The organism is Prevotella sp. HMSC077E09, from assembly GCF_001814685.1.
Classification (GTDB): Bacteria; Bacteroidota; Bacteroidia; order Bacteroidales; family Bacteroidaceae; genus Prevotella; species Prevotella oris.
Window position 1 is genome coordinate 34,126 of the sequence record NZ_KV817530.1, and the last position, 17,677, is coordinate 51,802.

General features: G+C 44.8%; 11 protein-coding genes, 2 tRNA genes and 1 pseudogene. 9 read left to right on the plus strand and 5 right to left on the minus strand.

Annotated features, from left to right (window positions below; all coding sequences use genetic code 11):
* The 8 genes and pseudogenes from HMPREF2983_RS04360 to HMPREF2983_RS04395 all read left to right on the plus strand — a co-directional run.
* Nucleotides 1-373 (plus strand): annotated as a pseudogene (locus tag HMPREF2983_RS04360) (hypothetical protein); the annotation flags it as partial.
* A complete protein-coding gene (locus HMPREF2983_RS04365) occupies nt 370-2,484 on the plus strand; it encodes a hypothetical protein (RefSeq protein ID WP_070667060.1) in 2,115 nt (704 codons plus the stop codon). The pseudogene HMPREF2983_RS04360 and the gene HMPREF2983_RS04365, both read left to right, overlap by 4 nt.
* Before the next feature lie 60 nt (nt 2,485-2,544).
* On the plus strand, nt 2,545-6,501 hold the full coding sequence (locus HMPREF2983_RS04370) for a hypothetical protein (protein ID WP_070667062.1): 3,957 nt from the start codon (nt 2,545-2,547) through the stop codon (nt 6,499-6,501).
* 9 nt (nt 6,502-6,510) lie between these two features.
* Nucleotides 6,511-6,792 carry a hypothetical protein gene (locus HMPREF2983_RS04375; RefSeq protein ID WP_070667064.1) on the plus strand — a complete coding sequence of 94 codons (282 nt, stop codon included), beginning with the start codon at nt 6,511-6,513 and terminating at the stop codon, nt 6,790-6,792.
* Nucleotides 6,776-7,000, plus strand: coding sequence for a hypothetical protein (locus tag HMPREF2983_RS13385; RefSeq protein ID WP_246829345.1), 225 nt, complete (start codon nt 6,776-6,778; stop codon nt 6,998-7,000). The genes HMPREF2983_RS04375 and HMPREF2983_RS13385 overlap by 17 nt, the downstream gene beginning before the upstream one ends.
* A 4-nt stretch (nt 7,001-7,004) precedes the next feature.
* On the plus strand, nt 7,005-10,301 hold the full coding sequence (locus tag HMPREF2983_RS04380) for a hypothetical protein (RefSeq protein ID WP_070667066.1): 3,297 nt from the start codon (nt 7,005-7,007) through the stop codon (nt 10,299-10,301).
* A 2-nt stretch (nt 10,302-10,303) separates the two neighbouring features.
* Complete coding sequence (locus tag HMPREF2983_RS13745; RefSeq protein WP_210400362.1) at nt 10,304-12,295, plus strand: leucine-rich repeat domain-containing protein; 1,992 nt, start codon at nt 10,304-10,306, stop codon at nt 12,293-12,295.
* A gap of 350 nt (nt 12,296-12,645) precedes the next feature.
* A complete protein-coding gene (locus HMPREF2983_RS04395) occupies nt 12,646-13,173 on the plus strand; it encodes a hypothetical protein (protein WP_070667070.1) in 528 nt (175 codons plus the stop codon).
* On the opposite strand, the gene HMPREF2983_RS04400 is transcribed toward HMPREF2983_RS04395, so the two are convergent.
* The 5 genes from HMPREF2983_RS04400 to HMPREF2983_RS04420 all read right to left on the minus strand — a co-directional run bounded on the left by HMPREF2983_RS04400 (nt 13,164) and on the right by HMPREF2983_RS04420 (nt 16,622).
* Nucleotides 13,164-13,484, minus strand: a complete 321-nt coding sequence (locus HMPREF2983_RS04400; protein WP_070667071.1) for a hypothetical protein — start codon at nt 13,482-13,484, stop codon at nt 13,164-13,166. The genes HMPREF2983_RS04395 and HMPREF2983_RS04400 overlap by 10 nt on opposite strands.
* Nucleotides 13,485-13,683: 199 nt before the next feature.
* Complete coding sequence (locus tag HMPREF2983_RS13750) at nt 13,684-13,926, minus strand: hypothetical protein (RefSeq protein WP_141757622.1); 243 nt, start codon at nt 13,924-13,926, stop codon at nt 13,684-13,686.
* A 232-nt stretch (nt 13,927-14,158) separates the two neighbouring features.
* A complete protein-coding gene (locus tag HMPREF2983_RS04410; protein ID WP_070667075.1) occupies nt 14,159-15,160 on the minus strand; it encodes a tyrosine-type recombinase/integrase in 1,002 nt (333 codons plus the stop codon).
* A 64-nt stretch (nt 15,161-15,224) separates the two neighbouring features.
* Nucleotides 15,225-16,415, minus strand: coding sequence for a tyrosine-type recombinase/integrase (locus HMPREF2983_RS04415; RefSeq protein WP_070667077.1), 1,191 nt, complete (start codon nt 16,413-16,415; stop codon nt 15,225-15,227).
* 134 nt (nt 16,416-16,549) lie between these two features.
* A tRNA-Pro gene (locus HMPREF2983_RS04420) sits at nt 16,550-16,622 on the minus strand.
* A 122-nt stretch (nt 16,623-16,744) separates the two neighbouring features.
* Between HMPREF2983_RS04420 and HMPREF2983_RS04425 the strand changes: the two genes are divergently transcribed.
* Nucleotides 16,745-16,817, plus strand: a tRNA-Phe gene (locus HMPREF2983_RS04425).
* Nucleotides 16,818-17,677: the final 860 nt, after the last annotated feature.

Sequence of the window (17,677 nt, forward strand, 5' to 3'; positions counted from 1 at the left end):
CGTCGGCGAGGGAGGCTATGGCCATAGCAAGGAGTGGGTGGCATCGAATGCAGCCGTCGAGAACCCTACCGTAGCCCCTATCATCGACATTATCGACCGCGCCCAGCGTGCAGGTAAGATACGCACCCTCGATATGAATAAGTTCCTCATACAGCAAGCCTCGGGGCGTGCCTCGGGGGGACACATTATCCCCACCACCAGTGATGTGCGTGGCATTGCCCAGGACTCCTTTAAGGACTCGCTCATCAAACGCCTTACCGATGTCCTCGACCGCATCTCCACAGAGGGTATCCCTGCCAGCGTGGCATTGAACGAACTCGAACAAAAACAACAACTGCGTGATCAAGCGCGTAAATATGGAAGTAAAGAATGAGAGTAACAAACTTAGAAAAGGGCGAGGACTACAACCTCAAGCCCGACACACAGATACAGGTAGAACGTACCAATCCGTTCTTCAACGATTATGGCGAGCAGACCACACCGCTTGAGTTGCCCACCTCCGAGCGCAACCGCCGTCTGCTGGGCTTCCCCGACTCCTTCGGTCGCCGTGTCAAGATGTCGGCAGTCGATGTGGCCATTCAGGACGGGGAGTATTTCGCTCAGTGCCGTCAGGTGGTGCTGTCGGCTCAGCACAAAGGCAACATCTCCACCTCGTTCTATATCAACGACGGCTCGTTCTATTCTCGCATACAGAAGGTAAAGCTCAAGGACATCTTCAAGGGCGAGTACATTCCTGGTGTGTTCACTCCCGAGCAGGGCATAGAGTTCTGCCGTGGCTTGCGCAGTAACACCAATGAGCAGTACGGCATCTTCCCCGTGCTGCTCACCGACGATTCAGGTGTAGACTCGGGGTTCAACTACAAAATGCTCAATGCCTACGGCAAGCAGAAGGCCATCAAGTCTAAGGATGTATGGATGTGGACGAAACAAGGCTACCAACTTGTGCCAGTTACCACACTGGCTGCTTTCTCCCCCGACGAGTCGGGCGAAGGCTGCGACTTCTATAATGCTGTCCAGCGCACGGAGTATGTCGGCGAAGTACCCATCACCCTCACACCAGGCTACTATATCTCGCCATTCATTCGTGCTAACTATCTTCTGAAGCGCATCTTCGCCCATTTCGGCTATGAGCTGCAAGACAATTTCTTCACCCACACAGAGCCGTTCTCCAAGATGGTGGTGGTAAACAATGTCATGGACGCACTCGTCAATGGGCGCATCAAGGTTGCCGACCTCGTCCCCGATGTTACCTGTGCCGACTTCATCGCCGTGTTCCGCAAGAAGTTCTGTTGTGAGTTTGTGTCCGACGAGGGAAAGCGCACCGCCAACATCATCTTCCTGTGCGAAGCCCTCGCAGCCCGTCCCACCGAAGACCTCACACGTTGCGTTACCGAAGAGCCTACCATAGGCTATAAGGCAGAGAAAGACTACCAGCGTGTAACCATCACCTCCGCAGATAAGGTAGACACCGACCTCTCCGACTCTTACGATGACCTTGACAGCATGGTCAAGGCCAACCCCAGTGCCTATTTCAATCCGCTTGACGGTGCCTTCTATAAGGACGGCTTCTCGGGCGATTACAGTGTCATCACTAAGATTGGCGAGGCTTCACAGGACTACAACACGGGCGAGGATCTTGAACCCAAGGAGATAAAAGTTCCTGACGTTATGCCCGAGTTCCGCCAGCTTACGCACAAGGCTACCGTTGATGAAACTGAGGTAAAGACCGACTTTGGGTCGTACCTTTATGTCGGGTCGTATATCTCGCTAAACTCCAAGATGGTCGTTGCTGGGGAGAACAAAGAGGCTGCTTCCGAGTCGGCAAGTAAGCAAAAGGCGATGCTTGCCTTCAGCTATCTCTCAGGAGGTCGCCCAGAAGGAACAATATCCTCCTACGACATCTACGCCCCCACGCATCCGCGCATCTTCGACTATGCGCTCTATTACCATGGTGCCGAGGGTATCTTCGAGAAGTTCTACCGCGACTACGACCTGCTGCTGCGCAACTCGCTCCACGAGATGAAGGTCAAGTTACTGCTTTCCCAGTCGCAGAAGCAGAACCTACCGTCCTATGCCAAGGTGGTAATTCGTGGTGTGGCTTTCTTCTTCAATAAACTCAAGTTCACGCTCGGAGGGAAGAATGAGCCGGTAGAGTCGGAGCTGCGTACAATTTCCCTTATGGAGCCTTCCATCTCAGCCCCTGCTATCACCGAGCAACTCACGGCAATGAAATCCAAGTATAAGTGGGTCGGCCATGAGCGACAGACAGAGGTAAGCAGTGACGATTACCACAATTCGGGACTCGACAAAGACCGCACCTTTACCACCATTTATCCACCGGTTCCTTCAGCCGAGTATGTTGGGAAGCCATACGGGCAGCAGTCCTCGTTCACTTCGCAGATGCTTAGGCACGGCTCCTTTTGGCGTCATTCCAAGTGGAAATACACACGCACGGACGTATGGCTGGAGTGTGTCCCCAAGTAACAAGGGTGTCCTTTATCGGACACCTTTTTTCTTGTAAATTTGCCATAAATAACAACGCCAATGGATATATTGTTAAAACCTGATTCCCTCTGCCTTTCAGGCTCGATGAATCACTTTGTTATATCGACCAACAACGAGATAACCTTCGTGCTGAAGTATGCCGACACGGGGACAACCATCGTTCAGCATACCTATACGCCCAACAAGTCTAACCGCATCGAGATAGACTTGGAGAGTATCGTTACGCCCTTGCTTTCCTTCCGTCTCCAGGACATCTCCGATGTCTACAGGCAAACTTCCATCGTCCGCCAGTTCACTACCCAGATCACAGAGGTAGGCACTTCCAACACTGAAGTCTGGACATTCTCCGTCCTGCGTGCCGGCATCGACCACTTCTCCGACTCGGCAGCCAACTGGCTGAAGGCGAACTTCCTCACGTGGCAGCCGACCGTGAAGCCCGTTACCTATTACACCCCCGAGTTCCTCACCTACTATGCCGTTGTCGATTCCGTCGTGCGCTGCCGTGCCTACGTGGAGAAGAATGGCGAGTATGCTTCCTACGACCTCACGCTGGCCAACCTTGCCAGTGGCGGCGTATGGACCATTCCCGTGCAATACGCCATCATCTCGGGCAAGCTGAACAAATTACCGTCCTACTACGACGTATGGGTAGAGACAAAGACCGGCACACGCCTCACTTACCTCCAGCGGTACTATGCCTCCGACATCAGGAGCGAGCAGGAGCAGTGGGTTCTGTTCGAGAACTCACTGGGAGGCATCGACACCTTCCGCGCCTATGGCGACTCGGAGAATACCGCTAAGCATACCCATAACATAGCAGAGATAGAGAACAACGCAGAGGAATACCGTGTCGATACCACCCGTGAGCACAAAAAGAACACAGGCTTCCTCTCCGATGGCGAGCGTCGTTGGCTGCTCGACTTCTTCCCCTCGTTAGGGAAGTACCTCTACATCGACTCCTATATCCGTCGCATCGTCGTTACGGAGAGCGATGCCAGCTGGCAGACGAAAGAACTGCCTTCAAGCTACACGTTTACCTATAAGTATGCCGATGCACGCCCATACCTCAATATATCCCGTACCGACCAGCCGGCAGAGATACTTAGCATCAAAGTTCCCGATGTCGGCTCTTTTACGGTCGCCCCACGCTTAGTTGAGTTCGATAGGCTCTCGCTAAGTGGTGGGGCTCTCTTCCCAGTCCAGAATCCATACTCGGATAAATGGAGCGTTACCACAGCGGCAGCCTTTCTCGACTTCCTTTCCCACGAGATCACGGCAGCCTATAAGGGCGACGGCTCTTTCGGACACCAACACGACAACATGTCGGTACTGAAGGCGCTCGACCGCATCGGAAACTATCTGACATTGGATGCTCAGAAGATAAATGCAGCTCTGGCCGACATCGCAGAAGTGGCAAAAACACTGCACAATGATAGTCCTGATTGGAAAAAAATAGTAAGAACTGATAAGGACTCGATAGTTAGAGCTGTAATATCGTTCATGACTTCGGTCCTGTTTGGCAACTATGTGAAAGAGGCAAGTGGTGCAGCAATCTATCCTGATGCACAAGGCAACTGGCACTTCGAAGGCGATTACTTCCATGTCCGTAAGCAGCTGACGGCAGAAGAGCTGCAGCTGATGAAGTCAACACACATAAATGGTAAGATTGTTAATTCACCTGGTAGCTTTACTATCTCAAAAGTTGAGAAGATCGAGGGCGGTTGGCGATGCTACTTCACGCAGCAGGACGGTGAGGGGCGTATGGTCACCAATACGATGGGTATGGACGATTACGCTTACTGTGAAACGTTCAACCTCGTTAGTGCACAGGGTGCAATGGCTAATCACTACTATCACCGGCGCGTCTTCGGTCTTGGTACTAACTATGTAGATATCTGCGATAACACGAACGCTGACGATTACGCAAGTGGAAGCGATGAACCACAGGTTGGCGACGAGGTGTCGACACTGGGCAACAAGACGAACCCTGCTCGTCAGCATGCAATCATTCAGGCAGCAGCTGGGAGTGGCAGTCCGTATTACAGGATGTATGTTGGCATCAACTCTTTCTCCCTTCCGAAGCCTAAGATACAGATGAGTCCAACGGAAGGCTCATGGTGGATGGTAACTGATGAGCACGGCCACGAGCTAAGCATAGAAGAATATCTTGCGTCATTGAAATCTCAAATCAATGCTGTTGAACAGCAAAGTGATAAGCAAATGGTGCTTTGGTTTGGTGATGAAAAGCCGTCACTTCGCAATGCACCTGCATTGGAATGGCAAGATGATTTCACACGGAATGAGCATGTAAATGATATATATTACAATCGCTCTTTCGCAAAAACAGGGGGTGGACGCGCATATGCTTTTACGAAAACAGACAGCGGTTACACATGGGAGGATATCACTGATGCAGATGTGCTCACATCGCTCGAAGCAGCCAATCGCGCGCAAGATACTGCAGATGGTAAACGGCGCGTCTTTGTGGCACAGCCTACACTGCAACAAGAATACGATGAGGGCGACCTTTGGGTGAACGCAACTTACAAAGACACAACTGTAGAGTATAGTAACGATGTATTGCGTGCTGTCGTGGCAAAGAAAAACGGCGAGCCTTTCAGCATCAAGCATTGGCAGCCTGTACAGCAATATACAACATTACCGATCACCGCTATTCGGCAATTGGGAAGTAAGACTATGCAGGTTATAGCTGGAAATGAGAATACACTTAATGCACTATTGAATGATATTAAAGCCAACCGCGCCACTTCTTTGCTTACAGCACAGGGAAGATTTAATGCTGTAATCTCATCGCTTAGTGGAACTTCCGATCTTTTGCATAGTGCGCTATGGGACGATGAAGGAAACCTAACAGGTTTTCGCAATGTAGGTGTTTTGCGTTCGATAGCAGGTGAAGATGGTTCGCTCACTCTCTTTTCTGACTATTATGATGCCTCAGGACTTAAAAAGAAGTCTGCAGAACTGAAGCTTACAACAAGCGAAGATGGAGGTAAATTGCTCTTTAATGCTGATCAGATTAACTTCTTGGGAAAGACTATCATCAACGATAAATTCGTCGTCGATGCAAACGGGAACGTCTCGATGGACGGTTTTACGGCCACAAACGCGAACATATCTGGAACAGTAACTGCACGCAAAGGTTATATTGGCCCTTTCTCAATTGGAAATGATGGCCTTTATACGGGTGACTATAACAAATGGTGGACCGATGAAAAAGAGAATTTTGTATACCTTAATTCTTCATCTTTCTTACTTGAACAACAAGTGGGCTATTTCGCAGCTGGTGATATAGCGCATCTCAAAGTTGGCTTTGGGCGAGGATCTGATCCAACATCAAAAGGAAATCAAGATGCCTATTGTGCTTCTGCAATGTACATCTATAGAAAAATGAATAGTGGTACCGACCTCTACCGCCCCGCAGCTAAAATTATCTCTGATAACGTTATCAATCGCAACGTTGCTCTCGAACTGCAGGGTGCACTGCGTGTCAAGGGAGGAATAATTGAACATGGGTATTTTATGGAATACACTAAAAAAGGAGATACAAATGTCATCGACTTTAGCTTTGCAACTACGTTCTTATTAAAAAACTCGACAGGCAAAAGAATTCAATTCTTCTATCCTACGCTCTCTGATGCTCGCAAACAGTTTGGAATAACTGACAATTCAGAATCCTTCTGCGTGCCTTTCACTATCCTTCTTGATAAAGAATCTGAACAGATATTCTTCTCATCAACCTGCAAAGCTGCAACACCTACTACGTCAGAGGAAGGAGGACGCATCTATGGGGTAGGAACGATTAGAGAAGATAAATATGCCGTAGGAGTAGGTAATGAAAAATTATACAAATATTATCGTCAAAATGAAGAAGCGTCTGATTCTAAAATTCTCATGAGTTCTTGTGACGTCAAGCGGTTTGCACTTTGTTTCACACCTGCTACAGGTTACTATTGTATACTATTGTCTAACTTTTAAAAATAAAATATGGAAATTAATTTTAAAGAACTTGAAATTAAAAATATTGACGGCACAACCCAAAAAGTCGATATCGCCAAGGAAATGGCAAACGTGTTGTATTACTGCACAAATAGTATCGCAGCCGTCAGTACAGCCTTAGATATATATAAGGTAGGACGCGCTACGCTCGATGCAGAGACAGCAATCGCTGTAAAAGAGGTGCTAAAGAAAAACTTCACGGCTATCGTTCAACTGGCCCTGAACCCTATCCTTGATGAAATTATCAACACAGATGCTGCAACATATTAAACTGAAAATAAGGGCCAGTCAACTTGATAGTAACAAACACTATCGACAAGTAAAGGTGAAGGTCGTTGAAGATACAACACGTACACAAACAGACATGGCACGCGGAAAATATCTACACGACATCGTCTGTCATGCACTCACGCATGTCCAAGGCTGCGAGATTAGCAGTAACGAACGCTTCACTTACACTTTCCCATTTAACTTATAGCTCTATGGATAAACTCTACATCGAAAATAAAACAACAGGGAAGAAACTCACCGCCGACGAGTTTAACAAAATTCCTGATAAGATTAATGACCTCGTTGATGCATTTAACAATGAAGAAGAACGTATAAAGAAGGTTGTGGCAAAGAACCGCCCTTCGCTCGGTCAGCTCACAAACGTAAGCAGTGAGGTGGATAGTCTTACGTCAGAGACGTGCGTCTTGGTGTGGAATGGCGATTCGTGGGTGTCAATGAAGTTATCAGAGCTGGGAATCGGACAAGGCGGTGGCCAGCAGACTATTCTCTATTATCTTCGTGCTGTAAATCAGTCGCAATCCCTCACGCTCTCAGCTTCTAAGTCTTCGGGTGAGTGTCCAATCAAGTTTATGTTTGTTTCACGCACTAAGGATGTGGGACAGACCGAGTACATCGATACAGGTGAGTGGGGAACATATGAGATCTTCGCCAAGGCCGGCGACGGAACTTTCGTAAGTAAGGCGCGTGGTCGATGCCAGTCAAATACCGTCACAACGGTCGACGTATTCAAGTTCCTTGAATCAGGCCAGAACAACATCATGGTGAAGATTACAGGGGAGGTGACGGGGCAGACCTCTCCGGCGCTGGTCTATTCAATCACACTGTCTGCACTCTTCCTTTCTATCTCTGAGTTCAACTGGTGGAAAGCTTATCAAGGTGATATTGTGCTGCCGTGTTACATCAGTGGTAATATCTCAAAGACGCTACACGTGAAGATTACAGGGGAGGACTACGAGCAGACATACGAGCGTCAATTCGGTACAGCGACCTATACTTCTTCTCCTGTTGCTTACACCGTTCCTTTCACAAACAAGACGGGCATCTTCCATCTTTCTGCGTGGCTATCCAACGAAGATGGAACTGTGCAGACATCGCCCGTAGGCTACGACTTTATGGCGGTGGCGAACAATGACGACGTGAAACTTATTGTTATCAATAACAAAGCAGAGAAACTCCTGAACTGGTACGAGAATAAAGTGCTGGAGTATGCCGTATATGACGGCAAAGCAGTTACAACGCCTATTTCTATTGCATTGAAGAAAGACGGAGAAGTATTACAGGAGAATGTATCCGAGAACACGCTGACACAGACAAAGATGCAGTACACGCTTTCTCTTGAAGTCGAGACGATTGACAACTCTGACTTCACGGCGATGATTGTATTCCGTACGCATCCGAAAGACGAGATGCTACTGCGTGAAGCCATTCCTTTCCCTGTTGACAACTCGCAGGGGTACGCTGCTACAGCTGGAGCAGTGTTCTACTTCAATGCCAAGAACCGCAACAACACCGATACCGACCGCGCCGTTATCCGCAATCTTATCAATGCGGAACATATTGGTGCTGAGTGGCAAAACGTGGCTTTCTCACGTGATGGCTGGGTAACAGATGATGAGGGTGCACGAACATTGCGACTGCTTGCTGGTTCACGGCTTACAATTGATTACAAGCCTTTCTCTAAGGAGGCTGCGCAGAGCGGTAAGACAATAGAAATTGACTATCAGATTAACAATACTTCTGATTACAATGCAGAGTGTATCTCTATCGCTATGCCGTATCAGAAGGGTTATATCGGTTTGAAGGTGAAGCCGTCCTCTATTATGTTCGCAACCCGAAGCGAGCGTAACGCTGATGTACAGGCTATGAGCACTGACGATAGTGTACGTATTCGCCTGGCATTGGTAATTTCTCCTAAGAAGTACACCTATGTACTCAATGGCAATACTTACTACTTGAATCTTGTCTATCTCTATATTGACGGTGTGGAAGCTCGTAAGTTTGCTTACTTGCTTACCGATTCAATGCAGTTAAGTACTGGTGGCGGTATCGTTGTCGGCTCTGATAGTGCAGACATCGATCTCTATTCAGTGCGTATCTACGATAGTGCTATGGATGCTGCAAACGTGCACCAGGACTATATCAATGCGCTGTCAACAGTAAGTGAAAAGAGTGCCGAGAAAATGGATAACGACATTTACGACACGCTCGGTACTACGGTTGACTTCGATAAGGTACGTGGCAAGGTAAATGTATTTACATTTGATAAACCGCTCCCGGCGTATGAATATGGTAAATCATACAAGCCTAAAGGCACGCTGGAAATCTATCCGAAAGACGGTAACACCAACCTTAACCGCTTGACGATTACCAACCTCCAGTTGCAAGGTCAGGGAACTTCATCAATGCTCTACTACCTATGGAATTGGAAGGCAAAAGTAGCTAAAGACACGACCATCGTCTATGAAGATGGACAAACAGCGCAGAAGAAGTTTGAGCTGTTCAAGAACCTGCCGAAAATATCAAAGCTGACAGGAAAGAAGAACATTGCTTCTTCAATGCAGTTTCACAAGATGGGGTCTGTGAAGTCATTTACTGACCTGTGGAAAGCAGTCGGTCTGACCAATGAGGGAATAGAACAGGATAGCGAAGCACGTGTGTCAATATACCAAGAGACCTTCGTGGGCTTCGAAAAGCAGACGGCAGAGGACGGAACTGTGACGTACAAGTTTGTCGGTCTGTTTACGATAGGACCAGACAAGGGCGATGCAGCCACATTCGGATATGATAAAGACCTTTTCCCAGACCTCCTATCTATTGAAGGCTCTGACAACTCGCCACGCTTGACACTCTATCAAGTGCCTTGGGATAAGCGAAGAATACGCTACAACACGGAGGAAGAAGCGTATCAGTACCAAGTATCTGAACTCTCTTGGGAGAATTGTTGGGACTTGGACTACGCAGATCTTCCTGCTGACGACAAGGCGACAGCAGAAGACGAGACACGTCAGCGAGCAGAGCAGCTTGTAGAGTCGTATATCACTGCTTACAACATCGTATATCAGTGCAATACGTTTATCGAGCCTTTCAATGGCACACTTGAAGAACTGAATGCTGACCCACATTCAACCCATATCGAGTATTGGATAGCAAAGCAGGGTAACCCTAATCAATACAACCTATACTATTACGACAGCTTATATAAGCGTTTCTGCCCGTCAACGCTTGACAGCGGTGTGTCGATTGTTAATCTCCGTCAGCAGCTGGTAGGTGATAAATACGGACTAACCGAGGCGATATTCAACTCGGTTAGTGATGCTGCTCAGCTCAATGAGTTATTCAAGTCCGCACGTATTCAGAAGTTCCGTGCTGAGCAGTCACAGTATTGGGATATCATGGACCTACTTTATCATCAGTTATACGTCGAAACAGTAGCAGCGACCGATAACTGCGCAAAGAACACATACCCTTATAACTTCAATGCAAAATAGATATGGCAAAGAGTAAATGGAAATTTCGTCAGGATGACCTTGATACTATCCTGACAGTAATCAATCAAGGTTTAATGAAGAAGCCCTACTGGGTAGAGTACCACGATACCTATGATGACGGTACGCCTGTATGGAACGGCGAAAAGTCCGTTCTTTGGAACTTAATGGAGCAAGCATACCCAGAGGAGCGTGCGCAGATGATGCGTCGTATGCTTGCGAAGATGGAGGAACTCGGAGGATTGCAAAAGGGTACGCACCAGCAAAAGCTGTTTGCATACTTCGAGAAGTATTACTTCTCTGTGATTGACAATTTCTCATCTATGCTATACAATGAGGATGGTAAACTCTATGAGAAGATGAAACTTGCCATGCTGCAAGGTACATATACGAACGATACCGACCCTCTGGGTCAGTCGCTTGGAGACGGAAAATCACCTGAGGTGGCGTGGGTGAAGAAGCGTATTCAGTACTTGATGAGCAAGTACAGCTTCGGTGATTACGATGCCAAGACAGCGGAAGGTGCAATTACTGTGCGTACATCTGCGCAGGCGGATGCTACAACAAACTCAATCGTTCTGCGCCTGACACCAGCAATGAAATTATATCCTACGATTGCATACGGTACCACGATTATGCGTGGTGCTCGCACAGATGCAGGTAAGCCGTGCGAGATTGTCGTTGATATTAACGGCACGTCTGACCAGCAGCTATCTGTTAAGTCAGCAGACTACCTGCTCGATATTGGCGATTGGAGTTCGTATGTAATTAACGGTGCGCTGTCAATCATTGGTAAGCGACTCAAGCGATTGAAACTGGGCGATGAGAACGAGCAGAACGTAAAGATACTTATATCTTCGCTTACGCTCGGTAACACCACTTCGTTAGAGGATATTGATGTACAGAATATATCCACGCTCGGCGGTTCGCTCGATATGCGTGCTAACTACCGATTGCGTAAGTTCCTCGCTGGTGGTTCCTCGCTAACCGAAGCACACTTCGCTGATGGTGGTGCACTCGAAGAAGTAGATTATCCAGCTAACACATCGTACGTCGAGTTGAAGAACCTCGACAAGCTCACAAATGAAAAATGTAATACAGAAGCGTGTGCTCCTAACGTAATGAGTTACTTCGTGAGTGGCTGTGACAATCTCCAGCCTGTCAAGAAACTCATCGACATTATGGATGCGCAGGTAGGACAAGTTCCTCACGCTCTGCGTTACGTGCGTTGTGTGGGCTTCAATGAAACCTTCACGGACGGAAGAACCTTCGATAAGCTTTCTCAGCTTGTCGATGGCACATATCAGGGTATCGATGCGGAAGGCCAGTACGGCAACGACCCTTATCCTGTGCTTGACGGTACTATCAACCTTACGACTGGAGCGTATCGTGACACCTACGATGCACTGATGACGCACTATCCAAAACTCAAACTGAATATCGCTAAGTGGTGGATTCGTTTCGAAGACCCTGAGGTGAAGCGTATTTGCGTGGAGAACTGGGATAAAGACGGTGACGGTGAGCTAAGTATGGAGGAAGCTGCAGCCGTTAGTTCCATCGGGACTGTGTTTGCATACAATAAACAGATAACAAGTTTTAGAGGTTTCAAATTATTTACAGGAATTAAAGTGTTAGGGGAAGCCACTCCAAGGTACGTTTCCTTTTCAAATTGCACAAATTTAGAAACGATAGAGCTTCCTAATTCTCTTGTTATATTATCTTATCAATCATTTTTTAATACGGGATTAAAAGAAATTACAATACCAATTAATGTAAGAGAAATCTTGGGAGAATCTATAATAAGAAACCATAAACTTACAACGGTTATTCTTTTACCAGAAACTCCTCCTAAAATTGGAAATTCCTCTATCCATGGTCTAAATGAGAATTTAAAGTATATATATGTTCCAGATTCAAGTATCACACAATATAAGCAAGAGTATAGTAGCTTTTGGTTAGCAAAATTAATTCGCCCTCTAAGTGAGTATCATCCATGATACTCACTTAGAGGGTAAATGAACTCTTTATAATCCTTCCAAACAGCAGCCTCTCTGTATTTCTCAACGCTGTTATTTGGTACGTAAATTTTCGCAAAATTGATTGTGTGATTACCGTAGAAGAAACCACTGGTATTGGTGATTTTCGGAGGAATACCACTTTCTATTATAATCGCTTTCAAATTTCTTTTCTCCCAGCCCCAAAAGAAATAATCTGGTATATGCTTCCACTCACCACATAATCGAACACGCTCGTAAGAGATTACGTTGTCATTGAATATTCCAAAAGGTATCGGTGGAACTGAAATATATTTCAGCTTCTTACATCCTTGGAACATACCAGACTGTAGTTGAGAAGCCTTAAACCGAACCAGCTCATCAAAAGACTCAATCTTTGGATTGTCATAAAACTTAGTCCCGATGGGATTAAAACAGCATTCGACCACTGGTTTAATCCCATCGGGACTTATATATTTAAAGGTTTAGACCGGGAAAATGGTATTTTGGACTTATCTATGTTTACAAATCTTACATCTGTTGATTGTAATGCCTTCCGTTGGATAGATCACCTTTATAAATTAGTATTACCTCCTACTCTATCTACGTATGACACATGTTTTTATACTTCAACAATAGATAATATAATTATCGAAGTTATTGAAAAACAGAATTCATTGCTTTGGGGACTTACTTTTAAGAACTTGATAATCAAAAGTGTAAATCCACCTATTACAGAGAGGAGAGCTTCATATGGTTGGTATGCCAGAAAAGAGTCGAGAATATTTGTTCCAGATGAGTCTGTTGAAAACTATAGAAAAAGTGATTCTTTTTCAGATATAGCAGAATACATCCATCCTATGAGTGAGTATCAACCTTGATATTCACTCATAGGATGGATATGCTTTACCATTAATTTCCAGTTTTCTGCAACTTTATATAGCTTCAAAGACTCATCTGGGACATAGACCTCTGTTGTTGAATTATAATATAAGGGACTTTGTTTAGTTGAAATACCGACAAATACCGGTGGTATTATTGCTTTGATAATGATATTGATATATCCATTTCCTTGGTTAGCTATATATCCGTGAATAGTTTTTAGAGTTTCTGGGAAAATAACAGGTTTCTTAACTCCATACATAGTATAGAATAATCCTGTAGGCCAATCTGTTAAACCTTCCTCAATCAAGATTTCCTCTACAACAGAGAATGGTAGACGAAATTCATGCGGGCTTTTGTAAGCTGGAACAGAAATTATACCTATGGCAGAGCCCCAAATTGAAATATCTGCATTTAAGAAATATGAAGTTTCTCGAAAATTTAGTTTCTGTTTTCCCCCATAAGGATATAAAATCTCCCATTTAGTCCCGATGGGATTAAAACACTATTCAAACAATATTTGAATGATATTCGCTAATTGGCAAAATTTCTTTAACATTGGGTATTTTGGCAGCTTTATAAGCTTCAACGCTATCATCTGGCACATAGATAACCTTACATGCCTCATAGGTTTCTCCTACCCAGCGACCATTGAAAATTGGTGGTATAGGAGTATTGGGGAGAAGTAATGAGAAATATTCACCCCTATATCTTTTATCATCTGCGATACTCCAATAGCCAATTTCTTTCATTTCCCCAAGGAACCGGATAATAATGTTTCTATGTACCTGTGTGGTAGATCTAAAAACGATTTGCCACCCTAATCCTACTTGCATAATATGATGTGGTATCGTAACCTCTCCGATGATATCGTCAAAAAACACGATATCATTTGTCACCCCATGTCGTGGATTCCAACTCCTAAAGTACCGCAACTCGTTAAATTTCTTACCCGATGGAATATGCATAGTCCCGATGGAACCTTTACCTAAACGCTCTTCGTATCTCCTTATTAATGGTACTATCTTTGACCGCAGAATATACCTGCGTTGTCTTTATGCTCTGATGTCCTAATATATGTTGTATAATCGGAAGACTCACACCCTTACCCAGTAGCACCGTAGCGCACGTATGCCTGGCACAATGAAAGGTTATATGTTTGTGTATATTGAATCTCTTAAGTACACGCTTCAGTACTATATTGCAGCGAGCGTTACAAGGCAGTTGAAAAAGTTTACCTGTAGTTGTCTTGTTCTCTTGTACCATTGTAGCAGCCTTGCCTCCAAACATCTTAGATATAGGTATCCTCACCTCGCGGTCTGTCTTCTGCATTCTCATCACGACCCACTTGTTCCTATATATGCTCTTAATGTGCTGCTTGGTTACTTGTACGATGTCAGAGAAGCGAAGACCAGAATAGATACTGAACAGAAAAGCTTGTATCACCTTCCTCTCCTCGTTGGTCAATTCTTCCTTTTCCTCCTTTTTCTCAATCCGCCTCAGTTCTCTCTCTGTCAATGACTGCTTCTGTACATTCTCCGTCTTAATGTGATACTTCCTAAAAGGGTAGGCCGTCATTAGTTCCTCATCGATGGCAAGATTTACAAATCGTCGAAATATCTTCATAAACTTTGCAATGGTGTTTATCGCATATCCAGCAGTTTTTAAGAAGTTCTCAAAGTCACAAATGCACTTGTAATCAATCTGAGTAAAGGTTATATCTTTCTTAAATCGTCTTAGCACCGCCAGCGCAGCCTTATGATTTGCTATCGTACCTGCGGTATACGTTTCCTTGTCAATTTCTCCTTTCATCCAATCGAAAAAAGAACTATCCTCCTTATATACTATCATTGTAGGGTTGTCAACCAATTTGTTGATGTCACCAATATGCTTTATAACATATTGACCATCTACCTGTATCTGTATTAACGCATTATGACCTTTTAGTTCATTACTAAGTTCTCGAAGGATGTTCTGTATATTCATAATTGTAGGAAAGATGGACTGTAGGACGGGAAATATCCATCCTACAACCCTGCTTCTAATAGAATTAAAGCACTCCCTTGTAATTTAATAGCAGTTGATTTGCCTGCTGAATATCCTTAGGAGTGTATATATCTGTTATCAATATCGACGAATGTCGTGCCTGGTCTCTCACACTAAGTATATCCGTATTGGCACGCAGCATATTGGTTATACCGGTATCTTTCAAACTGTAGAACTTATATCGATCTGTTAATTTTAAGTTCTTCCGTATATAATGATGCCAATAATCCCTAAAAGACTTTTCTGATTTGCGTTCTATGCCAGGTTTGAAATCCTTACTAAAGAGGTAATACTGTCCAGGACTTTCAAAAATCCGCAACTCTATCATCAATTTAATGACATGATCAGGGACTGTCAGTTGCGCATCATTATGATTCTTCGTATTCGCGCCATGCAGAAAAAGCGTTTTCTTTGCTACATTAAAATCAGCTACTTTGAGAAAACTCATCTCGCGTGGCCGCACAAATAAATAATGTAGAATGTAACAAGCCAGAAGATAATGCTTATTGTGTTCAATGAGCCATGTTCTGATGTCTGATAGAACATCGTCAGGTATTACATCGCGGTTTTTGAGTTCTCCACGTCGGTGAACATTAGAATAACTTGCCGTTGGGTCTTGTGAAATATATCCGCGCTCAAGAAGATATTTACAAAAGGTCTTTAACCAGGATAAGTAATTATTGCGCGTGCGAATCGTATTATTCCTATCAACAAACACATAGTCTAAAAATTGACCAACAAGTCTGCTGTCGAATTGATAGGTATAAAAGAGATTGACTTTCATCTTGATCTTCCACTTCTGCAGTATTTTTAATCTGCTGATGTAGGAAGCTACCGATTCCTCGCGCATATTATTTTCCTTGAGTAACTTGAATAAATAATCCTCATACTTTCTGCACACATCATCGAAAGAAGAATATTCAAGAGGCTGCACCATCTCTACCCACGGATTCCAACCTTGCACTAATTTCTCTGTTAATCTCTTAACAAGAGCCTCCCCATACTGACGCTGGTTACGTTTCCCTTTAATATGCCCGAGCATAAACTTCTTTGTATGAAACTTACCTCTCTCCGGGTCGAAAGCAGAAAGGGAAACGTAGCATTCAGAGGCCTGATGAAATCTCGGCGTCTTCCATCCGATAATCTCATTCATAACCTCTTGTCTACTTTTTGAAGAAAAATTTTTTTTTGGCATTTCTAAATTTTGAGTGAAATGCCCTATTGAACAATATTTTGTAATATGAGTAAAACTTCGCCGACTTTTCGCCGACTTCTTTACCTCCGACAAAGCGTAAGGGATTGTTTATCAACCCCTTTGCTTTTGTTCTGTCGGGATTAGGCGACTCGAACGCCCGACCCCTACGTCCCGAACGTAGTGCGCTACCAACTGCGCTAAATCCCGAAACATTGCGTTTTACATCTGCAAAGGTACACAAATTTCTGTAATTACTCCATTTTTTGATAGAAAAATTTGCCAGTATACAGAAAAAAGACTACCTTTGCAGACGCAAATCAAGAAGTAAAGGTGCCATAGCTCAGTTGGTAGAGCAAAGGACTGAAAATCCTTGTGTCCCCGGTTCGATTCCTGGTGGTACCACTTCCTCCTTTCATTAAGCCGTTTGTTCTCTTCGGAGGCGAGCGGCTTTCTTGCTTTATATGCCTGTAGTTAAGGGGCTGTTGCCTTACAACGATTTCGCATACCACACATAACCACTCCATTTCCAAACTTAAATGGTAAGACGTTTCAATCCATATTGCTTTGTATCACGCCCCGCTTCTGCCTTAAACACCACAGTTATTTCCTCTTGTTTTTGTAAAGATTATTATCAGAATTTTACCCCCTTGGAATCTTACCAAATAGAAAAAACAAAGCAGAAAAACAGGAGTTATTTCTCGATTTCAAGGTACCTGAACTGCAACTTCATTTATCATACGCTGCAATATGCGTCAAAACACAGTGCTTTTTGAGTCAAAACACGAGACAATCTGAAGCCAATCATGATGTGATTTGGCGCAAATCACAATGCGTTTTGGCGTTTTTCATTGTCCATTTTCCGTCTTAAAGTAAGCAAATTACTGATTACCAATCTTTTACAAACAATCAAAATACAGCGCGTATTTACGTCCACTTATTTTATATTTTCAAGCAAGGCCCTTCCTGAAGAGGGGTTTGTAAAAGAAAATACTAATACCCACCCCCGCCCCTCCCCAAAGGAGGGGAGAGCCAACTTGAGGAATCTCCCCCAACCCCTCACAAGGAGGGGAGAGATAACTTGAGGAACCTTCCCCAGCCCCTCCCAAGGAAGGGAGAGATAACTTGAGGAACCTCCCCCTGCCCCTCACAAGGAGGGGAGAGATAACTTAGGGGACCTCCCCCTACCCCTCCCAAGGAGGGGAGAGCCAACTTGAGGGATCTCCCCCAACCCCTCCCAAGGAGGGGAGAGATAACTTGAGGAA